Source organism: Nostoc sp. 'Peltigera membranacea cyanobiont' 210A, from assembly GCF_002246015.1.
Lineage (GTDB): Bacteria > Cyanobacteriota > Cyanobacteriia > Cyanobacteriales > Nostocaceae > Nostoc.
In genome coordinates this window covers 534,933-555,729 of sequence record NZ_NOLJ01000004.1, presented here as the reverse complement: position 1 = coordinate 555,729, position 20,797 = coordinate 534,933, and the positions used below count along the sequence as shown (strand labels likewise).

The 20,797-nt window shown below is 42.4% G+C and carries 15 protein-coding genes and 1 pseudogene; 8 read left to right on the top strand and 8 right to left on the bottom strand.

The window, feature by feature from the left end; all coding sequences use genetic code 11:
- Positions 1 to 52 precede the first annotated feature (52 nt).
- Both smc and CDG76_RS15320 read left to right on the top strand, forming a co-directional pair.
- Entirely contained in the window at positions 53 to 3,736 is a 3,684-nt protein-coding gene (gene smc / locus CDG76_RS15325) for a chromosome segregation protein SMC (RefSeq protein ID WP_094349839.1), read from the top strand.
- Between the two features lie 199 nt (positions 3,737 to 3,935).
- Positions 3,936 to 4,934, top strand: a complete 999-nt coding sequence (locus CDG76_RS15320) for a PRC-barrel domain-containing protein (RefSeq protein ID WP_094349838.1) — start codon at positions 3,936 to 3,938, stop codon at positions 4,932 to 4,934.
- A gap of 130 nt (positions 4,935 to 5,064) precedes the next feature.
- Here CDG76_RS15320 and CDG76_RS15315 read toward each other — a convergent pair whose 3' ends face one another.
- Together CDG76_RS15315 and CDG76_RS15310 are read right to left on the bottom strand one after the other, a co-directional pair.
- Positions 5,065 to 5,475 carry a type II toxin-antitoxin system VapC family toxin gene (locus CDG76_RS15315; RefSeq protein WP_094349837.1) on the bottom strand — a complete coding sequence of 137 codons (411 nt, stop codon included), beginning with the start codon at positions 5,473 to 5,475 and terminating at the stop codon, positions 5,065 to 5,067.
- Positions 5,472 to 5,708, bottom strand: coding sequence for a type II toxin-antitoxin system Phd/YefM family antitoxin (locus tag CDG76_RS15310; RefSeq protein WP_094349836.1), 237 nt, complete (start codon positions 5,706 to 5,708; stop codon positions 5,472 to 5,474). Before CDG76_RS15310 ends, CDG76_RS15315 begins: the two co-directional genes overlap by 4 nt.
- A gap of 280 nt (positions 5,709 to 5,988) precedes the next feature.
- On the opposite strand from CDG76_RS15310, the gene CDG76_RS15305 reads away from it, so the two are divergent.
- The gene (locus CDG76_RS15305; protein ID WP_094349835.1) at positions 5,989 to 7,713 is read left to right on the top strand and encodes an ABC transporter ATP-binding protein; all 1,725 of its coding nucleotides are present in this window, start codon (positions 5,989 to 5,991) and stop codon (positions 7,711 to 7,713) included.
- A 92-nt stretch (positions 7,714 to 7,805) separates the two neighbouring features.
- Here the strand turns inward: CDG76_RS15305 and CDG76_RS15300 are convergent, their stop codons facing one another.
- The 4 genes from CDG76_RS15300 to CDG76_RS15285 all read right to left on the bottom strand — a co-directional run bounded on the left by CDG76_RS15300 (position 7,806) and on the right by CDG76_RS15285 (position 11,594).
- The gene (locus tag CDG76_RS15300; protein WP_223265245.1) at positions 7,806 to 8,249 is read right to left on the bottom strand and encodes a pentapeptide repeat-containing protein; all 444 of its coding nucleotides are present in this window, start codon (positions 8,247 to 8,249) and stop codon (positions 7,806 to 7,808) included.
- A gap of 377 nt (positions 8,250 to 8,626) precedes the next feature.
- The gene (locus CDG76_RS15295) at positions 8,627 to 10,105 is read right to left on the bottom strand and encodes a protein adenylyltransferase SelO (RefSeq protein WP_094349833.1); all 1,479 of its coding nucleotides are present in this window, start codon (positions 10,103 to 10,105) and stop codon (positions 8,627 to 8,629) included.
- 263 nt (positions 10,106 to 10,368) lie between these two features.
- Complete coding sequence (locus CDG76_RS15290; protein WP_094349832.1) at positions 10,369 to 10,824, bottom strand: hypothetical protein; 456 nt, start codon at positions 10,822 to 10,824, stop codon at positions 10,369 to 10,371.
- Positions 10,825 to 11,021: 197 nt separating this feature from the next.
- Positions 11,022 to 11,594: a GNAT family N-acetyltransferase gene (locus CDG76_RS15285; RefSeq protein WP_094349831.1), complete on the bottom strand. Its 573-nt coding sequence runs from the start codon at positions 11,592 to 11,594 to the stop codon at positions 11,022 to 11,024.
- 429 nt (positions 11,595 to 12,023) lie between these two features.
- On the opposite strand from CDG76_RS15285, the gene bioB reads away from it, so the two are divergent.
- Positions 12,024 to 13,031, top strand: a complete 1,008-nt coding sequence (bioB, locus tag CDG76_RS15275; protein ID WP_094350014.1) for a biotin synthase BioB — start codon at positions 12,024 to 12,026, stop codon at positions 13,029 to 13,031.
- Between the two features lie 70 nt (positions 13,032 to 13,101).
- Here bioB and CDG76_RS15270 read toward each other — a convergent pair whose 3' ends face one another.
- Positions 13,102 to 14,283 carry a class I SAM-dependent methyltransferase gene (locus CDG76_RS15270; RefSeq protein WP_094349829.1) on the bottom strand — a complete coding sequence of 394 codons (1,182 nt, stop codon included), beginning with the start codon at positions 14,281 to 14,283 and terminating at the stop codon, positions 13,102 to 13,104.
- 515 nt (positions 14,284 to 14,798) lie between these two features.
- On the opposite strand from CDG76_RS15270, the gene CDG76_RS15265 reads away from it, so the two are divergent.
- Together CDG76_RS15265 and CDG76_RS15260 are read left to right on the top strand one after the other, a co-directional pair.
- A complete protein-coding gene (locus CDG76_RS15265; protein WP_094349828.1) occupies positions 14,799 to 15,470 on the top strand; it encodes a hypothetical protein in 672 nt (223 codons plus the stop codon).
- Positions 15,471 to 15,625: 155 nt separating this feature from the next.
- Positions 15,626 to 16,360 (top strand): 2-phosphosulfolactate phosphatase, encoded by a 735-nt coding sequence (locus tag CDG76_RS15260; RefSeq protein ID WP_094349827.1) that lies wholly within the window; start codon positions 15,626 to 15,628, stop codon positions 16,358 to 16,360.
- Here the strand turns inward: CDG76_RS15260 and CDG76_RS15255 are convergent, their stop codons facing one another.
- A complete protein-coding gene (locus CDG76_RS15255; protein WP_094349826.1) occupies positions 16,361 to 16,891 on the bottom strand; it encodes a hypothetical protein in 531 nt (176 codons plus the stop codon). It abuts the gene before it with no gap.
- Positions 16,892 to 16,928: 37 nt separating this feature from the next.
- Between CDG76_RS15255 and CDG76_RS15250 the strand changes: the two genes are divergently transcribed.
- Together CDG76_RS15250 and CDG76_RS15245 are read left to right on the top strand one after the other, a co-directional pair.
- Complete coding sequence (locus CDG76_RS15250; RefSeq protein WP_094349825.1) at positions 16,929 to 17,183, top strand: hypothetical protein; 255 nt, start codon at positions 16,929 to 16,931, stop codon at positions 17,181 to 17,183.
- Positions 17,184 to 17,456: 273 nt separating this feature from the next.
- Positions 17,457 to 20,750: pseudogene (locus tag CDG76_RS15245) on the top strand (phycobilisome rod-core linker polypeptide); the annotation flags it as partial.
- Positions 20,751 to 20,797 lie beyond the last annotated feature (47 nt).

Below are 20,797 nucleotides of genomic sequence, written 5' to 3'. Positions count from 1 at the left end.
TTCTTAATTAGTTGATACACTTGTTCTTCATTAGCCCAGGGAACCAGCGCCTATGGTGCACATCAAGCGCGTGGAACTTACGAACTTCAAATCCTTCGGTGGCACTACTTCTGTCCCTTTGCTACCGGGGTGTACTGTCATATCTGGGCCAAATGGTTCGGGTAAGTCTAATATCTTAGATGCACTGCTCTTTTGCCTGGGACTCTCCAGTTCTAAGGGAATGCGAGCCGAACGCTTACCAGATTTGGTAAATAACACTCAAACGGCAAAAGGACGTGCTTCGATTGAGGCTAGCGTCACGGTGACATTTGATTTGTCGGATGAAATCTCACACAAAGACACAAAGGCACATAGGGAGGAAGCAGGGGATGCAGGGGATGCAGGGGAAGCAGGGGATGCAGGGGAGGCAGGGGAAGAAAATCTAAAATCCAAAATCGCTCGACTGAGCGAAGCCGAAGTCCAAAATCCAAAATCGGCAGAGTGGAGTGTTACTAGAAGGCTACGAGTCACTCACCAAGGGACTTACACATCGAATTACTATATCAATGGTGTACCTTGCACGTTAACAGAGTTGCATGGGGAACTAAGTAATCTACGGGTTTATCCTGAAGGCTACAATGTGGTGCTTCAAGGGGATGTCACCAGTATTATCTCCATGAATGCGCGGGAACGACGGGAAATTATTGATGAATTGGCTGGGGTGGCGGCATTCGATCGCAAAATTGTCCAAGCCAAATCAACTTTAGATGAGGTGAAGGAAAAAGAAGATAGCTGTCGGATTATTGAGACAGAATTAACTGCACAGCGCGATCGCCTTTCTCAAGATCGTGCTAAAGCTGAGAAATATCAAAAACTCCGCACGGAATTTCTGGCGAAACAATCCTGGGAAGCTGTTTTATCATGGCGATCCTTGCAAACACAACAAGAAAAATTAGTTCACGAAATTCAAACAGGCGATCGCAATTTTACTGAACTTACTACCCAACTCACAAACCTAAATTCCCAAATAGTCCAAAAAACTGCTGAACTAGAACAACTCAATGCCCACGTGAAAGCATTGGGAGAAGACGAACTTTTGGCGGTACAATCTACCCTCGCCACCCAAGAAGCAGAACGTAAACAACTCCAGCGTCAGCTAACGGAATTACAAACAGCAACGCAGGAAACTGCCAAACGTCTAGCTCAAACTCAGCAAGAGATTCAAAAACATCGTCATTCCCTAGAAGAAATTGCCGAAACACACATTGTAGAGACGCGATTCATCGCGTCTTCCCAACAACAAAGAAATGAAGCACAGCAATCTCTAGAAACCTCCCGCGAAGCCGCCGCAGAAATCGCCTCAGCTTCGGAAGCCTGGGTGCAGCAACAAACAGCATTCAACCGTCAAATTGAAGCTTTGCTGCACACCCTAGAACCGCAACGTACCGAACAAGCACAACTCAGGGAACGCAATAATCAGTTACAGCAGTTAATTTCAGAACAAACCCAGTTAATTGAACGCGACGAACCGCTATTAGCCCAAAAACAAACTGAGTGTAATCAAGTTGAAACGGAATTTAACGCCTCTAGCGAACCCATCCAAAATTTAGCCCAAAATCTTTCAGCCACAGAACAAGAACTGCAAATCCAACAGGAAACTCAAAAACGCTTACTTTCTGAACAACGAGAAAAACAACGCCAGTTAGATAAAATCGAGGCGCAAGCGCAAGCACAGCAAGAAGTCCAAGGAACCCAAGCCAGTAAAGTCATTTTACAATCGGGCATACCTGGACTTTGTGGCTTAGTTGTGCAGTTAGGAAAGGTAGAACCCCGCCATCAGCTAGCTTTAGAAATGGCTGCTGGGGGACGCTTGGGACATATTGTGGTGGAAGATGACAGCATCGCCGCAGCGGGTATTGAATTGCTCAAACAAAAACGTGCAGGGAGGGCAACTTTTTTACCGCTGAATAAAATTCACGCTCCCAAATTTACCCAAGATGCAACGCTGCGTTTCGCTAGCGGCTTCGTTAATTATGCTGTGAACTTAGTCGATTGCGATCGCCGTTACAAAGATGTATTTAGCTATGTTTTCGGTAACACGGTGGTATTTGCCAACCTTGAGGCGGCGCGGAAAAACTTAGGATTATATCGCATCGTCACCTTAGACGGGGAACTTCTGGAAACCAGCGGTGCAATGACTGGTGGTAGCAACAACCAGCGTTCGTCCTTGCGGTTTGGCAATGCGGAAGCGGGAGAATCTGATGAAGCGATCGCTTTAAAAACTCGCTTAGTGGACATTGAGCGGGTTTTAGAGCGTTGTACTGAAGCGATCGCAACTTTGTCAACCAAAACCAAAAAACTCACCCAGGAACTCACCGAAGCGCGTCAAGCACGGCGCGAACAGCAGTTGCAATTGGAACAGTTGCAGAAAGATATTAAGAGTTTAACAGCGCAATTAGAGGGGACGCGATCGCAACTCGCCCAAAACAGCGAAAAGTTAGCCACTGCTCAATCTCGATTAGAAATTTTAGAGCGGGAATTACCTGGGCAAGAAAATGAGTTGCAACAATTGCGACACGCCTTAGCAGAGTTAGAAGCATCCCAAACCCCCAGTGAATGGCAACAAATCCAGGCAACCATTAAAATTCAAGAGCAACAATTGCAACAACGCGAAACAGCGTTACGGGAAGCTGAACAAAGATTAAAAAATTTAGAAAATCAGCAACAACGTTTGCAAGAAAAAATCCAAGAAGGTGAAACGCGAATCACCGAATACGAAACCCAACAAATCTCTTGTAGAGATGCGATTCATCGCGTCTCCACACAAATCACAACGCTAGACGAGCAAATCACCCAAACCCGTTTATCGTTGAGTCAAATGGAGCAGAATTTGGGCGAAGAGAAACAAAAACGCGACGCTACAGAACTGGAAGTGCGATCGCACCTTTTGCGCCAACAACAATTGGAATGGGAAATCCAAAAACTCCAAGAAACCCAAGAGAAACGGCGAGAGGAACTAATTGCACTGCAAACTCAATTGCGGGATGTGGGAGCAGAATTACCAAATCCCTTGCCGGAAGTTCCAGATCAGGTAGATTTAGAAGAATTGCAGAAAGAATTGCGATCGCTTACCAAACGCTTACAGGCAATGGAACCTGTCAATATGCTGGCGTTGGAAGAATACGAACGCACTCAAAACCGTCTCCAAGAACTCACACAAAAATTAGAGACACTAGAAGGGGAACGCACCGAGCTACTTTTACGGATTGAAAACTTTACCACATTGCGGCAACTTGCCTTTAAAGAAGCTTTCGATGCTGTCAACGAAAACTTTCAATCAATTTTTGCTATTCTTTCAGACGGTGACGGCTTCTTGCAACTCGAAAATCCCGAAGATCCCTTTAGCAGTGGATTGAATTTAGTCGCACATCCCAAAGGTAAACCAGTACAGCGCCTAGCTTCCATGTCTGGAGGAGAAAAATCACTCACCGCCTTGAGCTTTATCTTTGCCCTGCAACGCTACCGCCCATCGCCATTTTACGCCTTTGACGAAGTAGATATGTTCCTAGATGGGGCAAACGTAGAACGATTAGCTAGAATGATTAAACAACAATCACAACAAGCCCAATTTATAGTTGTGAGTTTGCGTCGTCCGATGATAGAATCAGCCGAACGCACAATTGGCGTTACTCAAGCACGAGGAGCTTACACTCAAGTTTTGGGGATTAAGTTACAATCATCCAATACATCTGCTTGAGTTTTTGTTAATAATAGTGTATAGATAAACCACGTAATGTGTGACTTTCTCTCAAACCTAACCCCAAACCCATTCCCTACCAGGGAAAGAGAGCAAAAATCAAAGCTTCTCGTTCACTGGGATAGAGGTTTGGAGAGGGATTCTAAGAATAAGTTGCACGTCGCGTTAAACCGGATTCGAGATCAGGACTCGGTATAGAATGACCTCCGAACAGATAATTAGGCGTTCCGACATATTAAATACCCAGGTGATTACCCGCGACAACGGCAAGCGGCTAGGCATCATCAGTCAAGTCTGGGTTGATATCGATCAAAGAGAGGTTGTGGCTCTTGGTTTGCGAGACAGCCTGATCTCCATTTCGGGCATACCGCGCTATATGTACCTCAACAACATCAGCCAGATTGGTGATGTCATCCTGGTTGATAACGAAGATGTCATTGAAGATATCGAAGTTGAATCTCTCAGTAATTTGATTAACTGGGAAGTAATTACAGAAACAGGTGAAGTCTTAGGCAAAGTTCGGGGCTTCAAGTTCAACGGTGAAAATGGGAAGCTTGAATCTATAGTCATTGCTTCTTTAGGATTGCCCCAAATTCCCGATCAATTTCTGAGTACTTACGAGTTCTCAGTAGATGAAATTGTCAGCACTGGCCCCAATCGGTTGATTGTATTTGAGGGAGCCGAAGAACGGGTAAACCAATTGACAGTTGGTTTACTAGAGCGCTTGGGTATCGGCAAAGCACCGTGGGAGCGAGATATAGAAGAAGAATACGGTGGCTATGCTCCACCGCGCCAAGTTGCACCAGGTAATCAACTGCCTAGTGGAGTGCCATTGCAGCCACCCAGGCAAAAAGTTCGCGCCCCCGAACCCGTAGCGCGGGAAGAAGAATGGAATGAAGATTATGTGGAAGAGGAAAGGCCACAGCGTCAGGTAATGAAGGCGCGGCAGTATGAATCTATTCAATACGAAGAAGATGAGGAAGAAGATAACTGGAGCGAGGCAACAGGCAACGACAGGTATCAACAACCGCAGCCGCTAAAATATGAAGCCCAGCCCTATAGCAAGCCTTATGTTGACGAGTACGATGATTATGACGACGTAGACGGCGATGCTTGGGAAGATGCACCGAAGCCTGTGAACATTCCCAAGAAAGTCAAGGAAAGACAGCCAGAATACGAAGAAGAAGGCGGGTATTAAGTAGTTCGTAATTCATAATTCGTAATTCGTAGTTCGTAATTCAACCGGAAAATTAGGAAGTATTTTAAGATTAATTCAGCCTTTTCCTTACTTAACAAGGAGAGGGCTAATTTTTTAGATATTTCTGATTTTAGGGAGGTTTGAGCCAGTTTTCTACTTTTAAATTAGGAACACGGGAAAATTCACGAATATTGGCGGTAACGAGAGTTAGACCAAGGGTTAAAGAATGGGCAGCAATTAATAAGTCATTAGCTCCAATCGGTTTACCTTGTTGTTCTAAATCAGTGCGGATTTCTGCGTAATATTGCTCTACAGGATGAGTTAGGGGTAGTATTTCAATACTATCCAAAATTATTTCAAGTTTTTCTATGAGCTTTTGGGAGTTCTTTTTGTTAGCTCCAAATCTTGATTCACAAGCTACTATAATACTTGTACAAATTTTGTCTTCTCCAACATCTTGAATTTTTGAAAATAGCACTCCTCTGGGGTTTTTAATTAGTTCGGAAATGATGTTTGTATCTAAAAAGTATAAATAACTCATTTTGAAAACTCAATATCATCTAAGGGTAATAACCCTTCGTCCACGTCGGCAAAGTCTTCGTTTAGTGGTTCAAGGGTGGAAAGGGTTTCCAGGAGGGATTTTTTCTTGATGGGGGAAATGATGGCGAAGGGGATACCGTTTTGGGTAATAGTGAGGGGTTCGCCTGTTTTTTGGGCTTGGTTGAGTAGGGTTTGGATGGTTTCGGGGAGATCGGAAAGGGTGATTTGTGTCATGGTGGGTTCTGGGGTTAGGGGATGGGGACTTGGCGCACATCTATTTTACCTGTGACGGCGTTGGTGATGAGGGCGGTGCAATATTCAAAACAAGATTAAATCTGGGATTCCACATCCAGAACTGTTACACCGCAATTAAATATATCTATCTACTACTTATGAACTAATTAACTCTAGGATCAACGCTAAAACAGTTTGTAACTAATTAGTTAAGTGTTCAGAAACTCACTAAAAACTGTTAGCGTCAAACAAAGTAAAATATCGCTGTGGACTTTCGAGCTTGAAAACCCGTTCTAATTACTGGCAACTGCTGCCTTATATCCGACTCCAGTGGCAAACCATCGCCAGAGGACTTATTGGGATCTTGGGATACGTGCTGGCGACATTAGTATTAATTAATCTTGCCGGGAAATTGGCAACTCCCTTTGCCCAAGGTAATGTAGTAGCGATCGCTCAAATAACTGGTAGTTGTGCTTTAGTATTTCTTGTTAGAGGCTTGTTTCAGTCTATACAAGATATGTACATGGCGAAAGCTGCTTTGCGAGTTGCTTTTCATCTCCGCCAACAAGTCTACGCACATCTTCAAAAACTAAATCTCAGCTATTTTGAAACTGCAAAAGCTGGTGATTTATCTTACCGCCTCACCGAAGATGTTGACCGCGTTGGCGAAGTGGTAAATAAAATATTTCACGACTTTATCCCCTGCATTTTGCAGCTGGTGGCAATTCCGATTTACATGATTTACCTGAATTGGCAACTGACATTAGCAACAATCATAGTTGCGCCGCTAATGGGTATTTTAGTCGGCTGGTTTGGTGAACGCTTGGGCAAGTATTCCTTAAAAAGTCAAAATCGCGTGTCGGGTTTATCAGCTATTCTTGCGGAAGTTTTCAACGGGATTCGTTTGGTACAGGCTTTTGCTGCCGAAAATTACGAAATCGCCCGCTTTGGCCATGAAGCAGAACGCACTCTCAAAGCAAAATACTCAGCCGAACGCCTGAAAGCGATTCAGATTCCCATCATCGGATTTTTGGAAGCTTTAAGTGCGTTATCGTTACTGATTGTGGGAGCGTGGCAGATTTCTCAAGGTAACTTGACAGTGGCGAATTTTTTCAGTTATCTGGCGGCGGCGGCACTGTTAATCGATCCCATTGGTCACACTACTAATAACTACAACGAATTTAAGCAGGGTGAAGCATCTGTTGACCGGGTTTTTGAATTGATGGCAATTCAGCCGACGGTGATTGAAAAGATCAATGCGATCGCTCTCCCCCCAGTCAATGGCAAGGTAGAATATCGTCATATTTCCTTCGCCTACAAACCGGGTGAACCTGTATTAAAAGATATCAGTTTATTGGTATCGCCAGGTGAAGCGATCGCACTTGTGGGTGCTTCTGGTGCTGGTAAAACCACATTTGTGAATCTCCTCCCGCGTTTTTACGACCCGGAAGTTGGTCAAATATTCATTGATGATGTTGATATTCGAGATGTGAAGCTGCATAGTCTGCGGCGACAAATTGGGATTGTTCCTCAAGAAACCATCATGTTTTCGGGGACGATTGCTCAAAACATCGCCTTTGGACAATATATTTTTGACATAAAAGCAGTTAAAGAGGCGGCGAAAATTGCTAATGCCCATCAATTTATTAGCCAACTACCAGAAGGTTATAAGACTTGGGTAGGCGAACGTGGGGTAAACTTATCAGGTGGACAAAGACAAAGAATTGCGATCGCTCGTGCGGTTCTGCTCAATCCCCAAATCTTGATTCTGGATGAAGCGACATCAGCATTAGATTCCGAGTCAGAAGCACTGGTACAGGAAGCGCTGGAAAGACTGATGGAAAAACGGACGGTGTTTATTATTGCTCACCGTTTATCGACAGTTAGAAGATGCGATCGTATTTTAGTTCTCGAACAAGGACAAATTGTCGAATCAGGAACCCATGAAGAATTATTAGCCCTAGAGCGTCGCTATGCGCGATTTTATGCCCAGCAGTTTAGTTAGAGGTAGGGGAAGTTTGAGGTTTTGAGACAACCGAATTAGTTTTTGAGTTCACAAAATCTATTTTTGAGCTAGAAGAATGAGTATCTATGTATTCAATACCCAATACTGTCATACCAAATACTTCCATCTTCCATAATGGTATTACTAAAAATAGCCTTACGAATGTTATAAAAGCCTTCGACCGAACGCAAATCGGCATTGGTGAAGTTAGCACCATCGAAAAAGGAGTGGTTCACGAAAGCACCCCTGAAAATAGCATGGCTGAAATTAGCGCCATCAAAACCGCATTGGTACATTTCGGCTCTGCTCAAGTTGGCATTGACAAAGGAAGTATTAATGAAGTTAGCTTCACCACCTCTAGCCTCGCTCAAATTAGCGCCGTTAAGGATGGCTTCATTGAACTGAGTTCCTTCCATATAGGCTCCCCTGAGATTAGCCCCACTGAGATTGGTATTGTCCAAGTGAGCAGCTTCCAAAAAGGCTCCTTCCAAGTTTATCCCGCTGAGGTCAGCCCCACTCAGATCAACCGCTATCATGAATAAACCAGTTCTGCTGCAATTAACACTCCAAGCGAAATTTCTTTCTCCCGCTTCATACCTATCCAACATTTCTTCAATATCCATAAGGGACTTCCAAGAAATAAATTATCCATCTTGTGGAGTGGGCATCTTGCCCGCTCTAATTATGCAAATTAAAGGTGGAACAGCTTACCACTCACCAAGCACAAAAAGTCATAATATAGCGGTTCTCAATTGCATGGAATACAGACCTAACCCCCAGCCCCTTCCCTGCAAGGGAAGGGGAGTAAGTCTCAAAGCCTCTCTCCTAAAAGGAGAGAGGTTTGGAGAGAGGTCAGAGTGTATTGCATACAAACGAGAAGTACTATCTTAAAAAGAAAATAGCTGTAAATTGACTAACTTCTAGACTGAATTGCCTTGATTAACTCATAAAAAGGCTGCCAATTATCTTCTTGGGCAATTGATTCCCAAATAGATTCAATTACAGGTCTTAATAATACCGTTTTGGGATTATTAACAGCTAGAGTTTGGGCAATTATATCGGTGCGTAGGCGTAGCCCGTCGTAGACATCGCTATCAAAATCATTCAATATTTTGTGGTATGCTATGCACCAATCATCAAAAATTGCTGATGCGCCCGGTACTGGTACAATATCGGAATTATTCATTACAAAACCTGGTTCATCTCGCCATTTTGATGAAAAAGTACGAGCCATCTCATAGAAAAATTGGTGATAACCAACTTGGCTCGCTTTCAAGAATTCAATCGTGAGATTTAAGAGTTCTTCAGCTTGTGGATGTTGCAACTCCACAAAACCCAACTTTTTCAACATCAAAGAACTGTATTCAGCTTGATAATATTCATCAAACCTAGCTAAACTAGTCTCCATATCGCCTTTATCAATAATCGCCTTTAAAGGTTCCTGGAGCATTTCTAAATTCAGCTTGCAAATAATTGGTTGATTACTGTAACAGTAGCGTCCAGAATAGTCAAAATATGCAGCTATAAAGTATGGGTCATAAGTAGGGATAAATGCATAAGGCCCATAATCAAAACTTTCTCCCGTAATCGACATATTGTCAGTATTCAGGACTGCATGACAAAAACCAGCCGCCATCCACTGCGCTACTAGTTCTGCAACCCGTTTAACTAATTCGGCGTAAAACAGAGCATATTTATCTTCTTCAGCATTTAAGTGTCGATAATACTGCTCAATTACGTGGTCTAACAGCTTCTTAGTTAAATCTGGACGCTGGAAATAGTGCAGTCGCTCAAAAGTGCCAAATCGAATATGAGAACTGCTCATTCTAATCATCACAGATGAACGGGTAGGCGAAGGTTCATCGCCCCGCCAGAGTGGTAAACCTGTTTCAATCATGCTCAGACAGCGCGAAGTACGTACACCCAAGTAGTGCAATGCTTCCGCAGCCAGAACTTCCCGTACTCCACCTTTAAGCGTCAGCATACCATCGCCACCACGGGAGTAGGGCGTTCTCCCAGAACCTTTAGTGCCAAAATCGTATAATTTGCCATCATTGGCACGTACTTGCCCGTAGAGAAAGCCTCTACCATCACCCAAGTGTCCGTTATATTCACCAAATTGATAGCCGTGGTAACGCAGTGCCAACAAGGGTTTGCGCCCCTGAAATTTACCAAAGGCTGCGATGAAATCTTCGTCTTTGACTACTTGGGGGTCTAGACCGAAACGGGGTAATAGTTCATCGTTACGCCAACGCAGGATGTGTTGGGGAAATTCCGCCGCTGCAACCTCATCGTAGTAGTCGCCGCCTAGAGATTCTAAAGCGCTTTCGTAGTTGAGGGTGAGAAAAGGATTGCTAGAATTCTTGTAGTTTGGGGTTTCAGCCAGAGTCATTACGAGCAAAGCTTAATTCATTCTTCCTTTAATACTACCTCTGCCTTCAGCATCATCAGCATAGACGCAAAAAGCGACCCATATCTAAAATATGGCAGCGCCGCCATCAAAATCTGGCAGGCGCACAAAATACCCAACAGAATTCTGGCTCCTGACTCCTGAATTCTGTTTTGATAAATAAAAAATAAGACTGGCTCAACCGAAGTTTGGATAAAATCCGCCAGTCTTCCGAAACTTAATCTTAATTAAATAAAGCTGATTTTTTATTTTTTAATTGGTTCTGATGGTGGTGCAACAATTCCTACTGGCTTTGATGTTGTTTGTGATACCTGTGAAGCTAGAATTTTTTTCACTTGCAGGTTATAAGCTTGCAAAATTGATTGAACCTGTTTCTGTTGATCTTGATTCAGATCCAAAGATTTTAACACTATTCTGATTCTCTGACGGGATTGCAGTGCCGCCTTAAATTTAGTATCTTGGGACGGGTTTAATAGAGCCTCAATATCTTTATCTCTTTGCTGGCGAGCAACTTGGATTTGTAGCCGCTGTTGCTGTGTGAGTTTGATTGGCTGGTGTGATGCAGCACTAATCTGAGTTTTTAAGGCTGGTGTAGTGGCAGAATTTGGGCCTGGTGCTGCCAAGACAACTCCGTTTAAGATGGTAGCAAAAGCGAAGATAGTCGAAAAGACAGATAAGCACTTTATAGAATTAATGAGCATTTTAAAAAACTCCTCAACTATTTAATAAAATTGAACACATCGGCTAAAGCTAACCTTAATAACTGAGCCTCTTAGTGAACAAATATTACTATTGCATTTGCTTGTGGAGTTCTTGTGTAGTTATTATGAATTTACTATGAATGTGTATATATTCACAATTCATATACAAAATTAATTTTTATATAGATATCAGAGTATTAATTAGGTGCTTTCCAATGAGTATTTGTCAGACTTGTCAAAATATGATCTTCCCATTGCCCATTAATTAACAAATAGTCTCTAGCGTATCCTTCAACGACAAAACCGAGTCTTTTGAGTACATTACCACTGCGCCGATTGTGAGGCATATAATTAGCCATAACTCGGTGAAAATTTAACTCTTCAAATAGATATTGAGTTGCGGATTTTAACCCCTCTGTCATATAGCCTTTACCTTGTTTATTTTCAGCAAGGCTATATCCCACATAGCAAAAATGAGCGGCTCCTCGGACAAAATTACTAAAATTGACTGTTCCAATAACTACGGTAGGATTTTTTTTGGTAAAAACAAATAGTTTTAACGATTGCCCATTGATAAATTCTAGAAAACTATTCTCTATCTGATATTGCCAATATTCTTCAGTGAAAAAACCATCAGCCCAAAGAGGATAAAATGGAGTGAGATAAGTTTTGTTATCAATGAAGTATTTGAGAATTTTGGGTATATCTTCATGGATCGCTGCTCGTAATAATAGGCGATCGCTTGCAATTATTGGCAGTTCTGATATCATAAATTGCTTAATCGGCGGGATTCTTCCCAAAACATTCTCTAAATTTTATAAATTCTCTCATAACCTGTGGTTTAGCAGCTAGGGGGAATAGAATTAGCGGCTATACAGGCAAAATCCGCCTGTTTTATCCTAAAGCCACTCAGTTGACTGTTGACCAACAAAAGATATATGCGCCAGTTGCATAAGTCCCCTCAATCCCAAATCCCAAATCCCCAATACATGAGTATTTTTGCTCTTAATCTGCCATTCAACCAAAATCTTGATAAGCTGATGTCTAATATCTAGAGCGGAAGGATTGAGAGCCAATGGGTGATAAAGCACAGTGCGCGGCATAACTTCAATAAAATCGCTTTGCCTAAACGCTGTACCGCAGCAGATTCAAGCAAAAAACAGCTCTTGATTAACCCAGTCTACAAGAAGGATAGTGATGTGGTGGGAATACGCTACGATTGGCAGGAATTAGAGATTCGGGCGATATACAACACGCCATTGCTAGAGCTTATTTATCAAGCTGCTAGCGTGCATCGCCAATATCATGACCCAACAAAAATACAAGTTTGTAAACTCATATCGATTAAAACCGGAGGTTGTCCAGAAGATTGTAGCTACTGCGCCCAATCTTCTCGCTATAAAACAGAGGTAAAGGCGCAAGCACTCCTAGAAAAGGAAACTGTAGTTAACATTGCCCAGAAAGCAAAAGAAACTGGTGTTAGTCGCATTTGTATGGGTGCTGCTTGGCGTGAAGTCCGGGATAACTCACAATTTGAGGAAGTCCTGGAAATGGTCAAGGATGTAACCGCAATGGGTTTAGAAGTGTGCTGCACTCTGGGTATGTTGACGGCCAATCAAGCCAGGAAATTGGAAGAAGCGGGACTTTATGCCTACAACCATAACTTAGATACCTCGCAGGAATATTACAGCACAATTATTACCACAAGGACATATAGCGATCGCTTGAACACAATTGAGAATGTCCGTCAGACAAATGTTACTGTCTGTTCCGGCGGTATCTTAGGCTTGGGCGAAACTGTCGATGACCGTGTTGGTATGTTACAAACTCTGGCAAACTTACATCCCCATCCAGAATCCGTGCCAATTAATATTCTTTCACAAGTACCAGGCACACCTTTAGAAAATCAGCCTGATGTCCCCATTTGGGATATTGTGCGGATGATTGCCACAGCCAGGATTTTAATGCCAGCTTCCGATGTGCGTCTTAGCGCTGGAAGGGCGAGACTTTCTCAAGTTGAGCAAGCTTTCTGCTTTATGGCAGGAGCCAATTCTATCTTTTCCAGCGACGACAACAAGATGTTGACTGTGACAACTCCCTGTCCAGATTACGATACTGACCGAGAAATGCTGAATTTACTTGGTTTGGGAATGCGTCCGCCTTCCCAAAGACAGGAGAAGGTAGCAAGTTCGGCTATTGTAGGGTAAATATCTAATTGTGGGATAACCGAAAGGCCCATCCCACAATAAATAATTAGATATTTCTTACTTGAATTCCCTAAGCAGGTGTCAATAAAATCAACTGCTGTTGCAAAAGGGTTCTTACCCCATCCAATCCCAGTTCTACATTTGTCAATATCTCTGCAACTGTGGCATTAGCATGACATCTTTGCATAAACTCAAACTCTGGTACAGATAAATTAACTATCTGGTAATCGTAATTAAAGAAACATTGACTGGGAAATCCCTCAAGACAAGGATTAAGTTCGGGAATCGCTGCCAGTAATACGTGATCTTCCGACCAGTCGGCTTTGATTAAAGGAGGACGACCGAGGAAAAACTCGTAATGAGTTACTTCTGGGTCTAATAATTCTATCAGGCGATAAAGCTGGCGATCGCTCAATTCTTTTGCCCGTTCCACTAACTCTGGTGCTTTACCCAAAAGTCTCTGTAAATCCCAGAAATTCGGATTCGAGAAACCAATAAATTCTAATCCCGAAGCATCTATTAATTCAAACAGCGTTTCAATGTTGTAGTCAATTTCTTGAGGATGAACGTACATATCAGCAAAGTATTCATCCTTATTGTTTTCTAGTGACCAACGCTGTTTATCGTATTTGACAATTCGGTTATTTTCTGGTAAGGAAGCAAATATTTGTCGCCCAACTTGGACACCATCGCGGTAGTCGCCTTTTTTGTCACCTTGAATAAGTGCGATCGCTTTTTGCATGAGTTGAATTTCCCAGCGCCCCAACTCCCCATACACAAAAATGTGCATTAAGCCGCCTGGGGCTAACTTCTTCGCCAAAGCTTGAATACCGCGAATGGGATCGGGGGTATGGTGCAAAACGCCAACACAGTTAATTAAATCAAACTCACCCGGCAACTGTTCCACATCAAACAAACTGAGGTGATGAAATTCAACGCGGTTAGCCCCTGAACGCTGACAACGTTCTTTGGCTACAGCTAAAGCGCCAGTGCTGAGGTCAATTCCCACAACAGAAGCCTGGGGATTGAGGTGAACCAGGTACTCCGTACCCACACCAGTACCGCAACCTGCATCTAAAATCCGAATATCTTGTTTTTGGGGTTTTTGACCTGTGCAGAAGTTATGAGCGGCTAGCCAATTCCAGCGCCAGTTATAGCCTGGAGGTGGTTCATCTAACAGGGCTTCCGGCGGAAAGGGGTAGGTATTGTAGAGTTTGGCAACAGCAGCACTAACAGTTTGGGAATCGGACATGATGAGGAATAACGCAGCATTTCTGAGTTTAGCGGATAGTGGCTGATTAGAGCAAAGATTACTATTGCTTATTTTTTACTACTTATCCAACAGCAAAGCCAGTAAATTCGCGTTTATAAGGAGGGTAAAATTTGTTTTTGTGCTGCTAATAGTCTGTATGTTCCTAATCTGCAAAGTAATATCTTTGCTCAAGCTTAACCGACACACTGGGAATTTTTACAACTATATTCATGGGATTTTTACTTTTAAATTTTTATCTAGTTTACAATTTTTAGCTTAGATTAAAGCCTTATATTTAAGTTTTTTTCATATTAGATTTGATAGTAAGGGTTTTAGCCCTGAAAGTAACAAGCAAACTAAAATAAATGATATACGCAGTTATCTAACTAACAAGAATTATATATTGCGCTAAAATGAGAATATCTTCTAGAAAACTGTTAAAATTGTACAAATATTATAATTTCAATTGCTCTTTGAACATCTGTAATTATTTTAAAATGGAGTGAAAATCGCTAATGTTTCAATATTATGCAGAACTCTCCGAAGATGATTTAAATATTTTAAGGCAACTAAAACATTCTATGGAATCCAGTTCTAAAGATACATCTGAATATTGTCACACCCTGAATGAATATTATGACGAATTAAGTGAGATGTTCCAATTGATAACTGACCCACTTCCTCCAGATTGTGAGTTGGAAGAATCGCTATTACCTAAATACTACCTTGACTTTAAAGAAGAATATCAACGTTCAGGTCCATACACTTTTTTGAATGATTGCCGATCTGCAAAATTGATCGCTTTTGTACAAGTCATATCTGTGAAAAATAGAGGTGCAAAGGTCACTGCAAAACCCCTAGCCATCTTGAAAGGACAAAAGGATGAATTTGAATCAGATTGCTTTAGAAATATCAAGTTTAATGTGTATACAGCTTGGTCATATGCATGTTTTGAAAAAGGAGAGAAAGCATTAATTTTACTAGAGAAAGTATCAAATAAGACTGCAATTATATGGTGTTCAAGCAAAAAATTTGAAGTTAGCAATAGAGATGGCATTGAAATAGTAATAGTAAAAAGAGCAATAAAGTCATATTGGCATGATATTAATGTAGATAAAAATAATGAAAATAACCTTGTAATAATACCTTGGAAACAATTAGATACATGGATAATAAATAATCTATGATTATTGTTTTAATGTGAGTTTAACAGGTTGAAATTGTATGGATATCTTATACTAAGAGAAACACGCTTTGTGCTGACTATAAACCTTTAATTATTTACACTGCCTTACTTATCTATGGTTTAATTTTTATCATATTATATTTTGCGATCGCACCAATGATTTACAATCAATCAGAGTTTAATTTACGCTGTGAATGGGGTTCACAAGGTGTTGCTCAACTCGCTCCCATTAGTGATGTAATTGTGATAGTTGATGTTCTCTCTTTTTCCACTTGTGTAGAAATTGCCACCAACAACGGCGCAATAATTTTTCCTTACGCATATAAAGATGAATCAGCTATAGATTATGCCAAGTCAGTGCGAGCAGAATTGGCAAGTCATAGACAACGTTGGACAATAAGTGGATATTCTCTCTCACCAAAATCGCTAGCTCAGATTCCTGCTGGAACCAGACTAGTTTTACCGTCACCCAATGGTTCTTTTCTGACTTTACATACAGGGAATACACCAACTTTGGCTGGTTGCTTGCGAAATTGCCAAGCTGTAGCGCAGTTTGCTCAAAAGTATGGTGATAAAATCGCTGTGATTCCTGCCGGTGAGAGGTGGAAAGAAGATGGTAGCTTACGTCCTGCATTTGAAGATTTAATTGGTGCTGGCGCAATTCTCAGTTATTTAGATGGCAGTCTATCATCAGAAGCCGAAGTCGCTGTGGTAACATTTCAGGCTTTCCAGCAGGATTTACTGGGGTACTTGAAAAAATGCAGTTCTGGTAAAGAGTTGATTGAAAAAGGTTTTGAGTCAGATGTTGAACTGTCCGCCGCTTACAACGTAAGTGATTGCGTGCCTTTATTTACTGATAATGCTTATATAAATTACAGGCTACAAGGTTAATTAAACGTCGCATTGATTGGTTTGGCAATATTTGGCATTATCTATAAATTTTTGCAACTTATTCAAGGGAATTATCTGCAATGATGACCCACCTTGTACCTCGGCAGCGATGTAAGCAAACTTTTGTCCACGATAAAACTGGTCACGTCCAACTTTGGTGATATATCGGGACTTCTGGAAATCATTGCCAATATTAGAATTATAAATATTTTGTAACAATTTCACTGCATTGGCATTTTTTGTGGTGAATTTGAGGCGTTTATCACCACTAACAGTTATACCTTCTTTAGTCACTGTCCCACTTTGAGAAGTGACATCAGCATAAAAGTATAAATTTCCCTTTGTACCCTCGTAGCCGTGGGCTTCGCTGTTGTATCTCAGTGTTGGTAGTTGAGGTCTGCTCTTTGCCCACTTGACAACGGTGCTGATGTTTTGTTCTGGAAGCGCATTTGCAGGAGTGACAGCCAAAATAACTGCGATCGCAGATAGGGTAGCATTGAATAAATAGTTAAATTTACAACTTTTGTGCATAGTATTTTCCCTGTATGTAAATACTGACTGTTAGTAGATGAAACAACCACAAATTAAGAATGGTTTTCCATACGGTGTCAGTTGTGAGTATAAGTTTATTAGTAGCAAAAACAACTTAACATCGACTAACAACCACTGTCCACTGACTAAGTACAACATTTCATTAATTAGTAGCGAATTTTCTGCATCTCTCTGCGCTCCTACCCTGCCAGAAGGCGTTCGCGTAGCGTCTCGTAGAGAAGCGCATTTGCGTTTGAATAAAAAAGAAATCAGTAGACAGTTCCCAACCTAGTACTTAGTTACAAAACTTAGACTTAATCTCAGACAAACTGGAGTATGTACTTTTAAGACTGAAGACATTTAAGATACAGGTTCTACATACTTCTTAATAAATCCGCCTTGAGAACGCAAAACGTTCTAATCTAAAAGCTAACTGGGTTAATTTACTGGCAGTTTTGCAGGCAATACTCTCAAGCTCATAAAGCATAGACACACCGATGTGTCAAGCCTCAAAACAATCCAGACTTAACATATAAACGCTTATGATGGGAGTTTTACAAATCCGATGAGTGTTAAGGCGAGTGGTGGAAGCTCGGTTGCGCGTCCGCAACTATATCAAACCCTAACTGTATCCACGATTATCCAAGCAGAGCAGCAAGACCGCTTCTTGGGAAATGGTGAATTAAATGAACTAGCAAGCTATTTTGCATCTGGTGCAAAGCGTCTAGAAATTTCTCAGACGCTCACAGACAATGCCGAGATTATTGTATCTCGCGCTGCCAACCGGATTTTTGTCGGTGGTTCGCCAATGGCTTTTTTAGAAAAGCCCAGAGAAGTAGAAATAGTACCTGTTAGTGCTGGTGCTAATGTTCAACAAGGGATGCAACTGGGAACCGTAACCTACGTTGAAAGTCGTGGTGGGTTCCTAGAAAATTTACGCTCAATATTTAACTCATCCCCCAGCGGCCCGACACCCGCAGGTTTCAGACCAATTAACATTGCTCGATATGGCCCAAGCAACATGGCCAAGAGCTTGCGGGATTTATCCTGGTTCTTGCGCTACGCTACTTATGCGATCGTTGCTGGCGACCCCAACATCATAGCGGTGAATACAAGGGGTTTGCGGGAAATCATTGAAAATGCCTGCTCTGGTGAAGCAACGCTAGTAGCTTTGCAGGAAATCAAAGCTGGGGCACTTTCATTTTTCCGTAATGATGCTGAGGCTACAGAAATTGTGTCTCAGTACATGGATGTTTTGTTAACAGAATTCAAAGCAGCCACACCTTCAAACAAAGTCCGCCAACGCCCTTCTAGTGACCAACAAGGGTTGCAACTGCCGCAAATTTACTTTAATGCAGCAGAACGGCGTCCCAAGTTTGTGATGAAGACTGGGTTATCAGCTAGCGAAAAAAATGAGGTAATCAAGGCCACATATCGGCAAATCTTTGAGCGCGACATTACCCGTGCTTATAGCTTATCCATATCTGACCTGGAATCCAAGGTCAAGAATGGCGACATCTCTGTAAAAGAGTTTGTCCGTCGTTTAGCTAAATCTCCCCTTTACCAAAAACAGTTTTACCAGCCTTTTATTAACAGCCGAGTCATCGAACTAGCTTTCCGTCACATTTTAGGACGGGGGCCAAGTAGCCGCGAAGAAGTACAGAAATACTTCTCGATTATTTCTAACGGTGGTCTACCAGCCATAGTAGATGCCTTAGTAGATTCTGCTGAATACAGCGACTATTTTGGTGAAGAAACAGTACCCTATCTGCGGGGTCTGGGTCAAGAAGCACAAGAATGTCGCAACTGGGGGCCGCAGCAAGACCTGTTTAACTACAGTGCGCCTTTCCGCAAGATACCTCAGTTCATCACCACATTTGCAGCTTACGAGCAACCGCTACCAGATCAACATCCCTACGGTTCTGGTAACGACCCCTTGGAAATTCAGTTTGGGGCGATTTTCCCGAAAGAAACTCGCAACCCCAGTACCAGTCCGGCTCCTTTTAGCAAGGATACCAAACGCATCCTGATTCACCAAGGAGCAGGGATTAATAACCAAAATAGTAATCCCAGAGCGCGAGGTGAAGCTCCTGGTACTCTTGGGCCTAAGGTGTTCAAGTTAGATCAGTTGCCTGGTACTAGAGGTAAAAAGGCTGCCAAAAATTCTAGCGTCAAATACTCCGAAAGCTCCACGCAAGCATTGATTAAAGCTGCTTACCTGCAAGTTTTCGGTCGCGATCTTTACGAAGGCCAGCGCCCGAAGGTATTGGAAATCAAGCTGGAAAACGGCGATATCTCTGTACGCGAATTTATCCGTGCTTTGGCTAAGTCGGATGTATTCCGCAATCTGTACTGGTCATCGCTGTATGTTTGTAAAGCGATCGAGTATATTCACCGCCGCTTGTTGGGTCGTCCGACTTATGGTCGTCAAGAAATCAACAAGTACTTTGACATTGCTTCTAAACAGGGCTTTTACGCGGTGGTTGATGCCATTATTAACAGCGTAGAATACAGCGAAGCATTTGGTGAAGATACAATTCCTTACGAACGGTATTTGACTCCTGGCGGTGTATCCGGGCGACAATTGCGCGTTGGTAGCATTCGTGAAGATATTGCCGCAAAAGTCCAGAAGGAAGTAATACCAAGCTTTGTGACACTGGGTACAGTGACAGAAAAGCGGTCAGAACCAGATATCCAGTTCCGCATTAACCAAGGTGTCAGCAAGCAACGGGAACAGACCAAAATCTTCAAGCTGGTGGCCAATACCAGTGACAAGGTTGCAGTCAAAACTTTGATTAGCGCTGCGTATCGTCAGATTTTTGAGCGGGATATTGCACCCTACATCGCCAAAAACGAATTTACCAAATGGGAAAGCAAGCTGGGTAATGGCGAAATTAGTGTGAAGGAATTTATTGAAGGTTTAGGTTACTCTAACCTCTACCTGAAAGAGTTCTACACACCTTACCCCAACACCAAAGTGATTGAGTTAGGAACCAAACACTTCTTGGGACGTGCGCCACTAGACCAAGCAGAAATCCGCAAGTATAACCAGATTTTGGCTACTCAAGGTATTCGTGCCTTTATTGGTGCTTTGGTAGATAGTGTGGAATATAACCAGGTGTTTGGTGAAGATACGGTGCCTTACCGTCGCTTCCCGACCCTACCTGCGGCAAACTTCCCGAATACGGAGAAGCTGTACAACCAGCTGACCAAGCAAAACGATGACGTTGTTGTACCAAGCTTTAAACCAGTACAAGCCCGTGTTGGAGTTAGTAACGATACACCACTTTTGGTACAGGCGATCGCAGATATCGCAGCCCAAACAAATGGTAAACCATCCTTTGCTGAACTAGGTCGTTCCTACAACGATGCTAGCGGACAAACCGTGGACATGGGTGTGCGTAAACATGCACGCATTTACCGTCTAACAGAAAACACCAACCAAAGCGAAAAACAACAGGCAATCAACGCCATTTATCGTCAAGTATTGGATGTATTTAGCGGTGAAGTGCCTGAGAATTTCCGTCGCACTGACCTAGATAGCAAACTCCAAAATGGTGAAATTTCTGTGCGGGAGTTTGTGCGTGAACTAGCTAGTTCCCAAATCTATCGTCAGCGCTTCTTATCACCTTATCCTCATGCCAAGGTCATTGAGTTCCTCTTCCGCCATCTGTTGGGGCGTACACCCGCAACTCAGGAAGAAATTGGCCAATATCACAAGCTGCTAGTCGATAGTGGTTTGTCAGCTGCTGTAGAAGCAATAGTCGACAGTCCAGAATATAACCGCTACTTCGGTGAAGATGTTGTACCTTACAACCGCTTCCCATCTTTGCCAGTAGGTAACTACCTCGGCAGTGTAGCGGTTGATTAAGGAGTAGGGAGTAGGAAATTAGGGAATAGGGTACA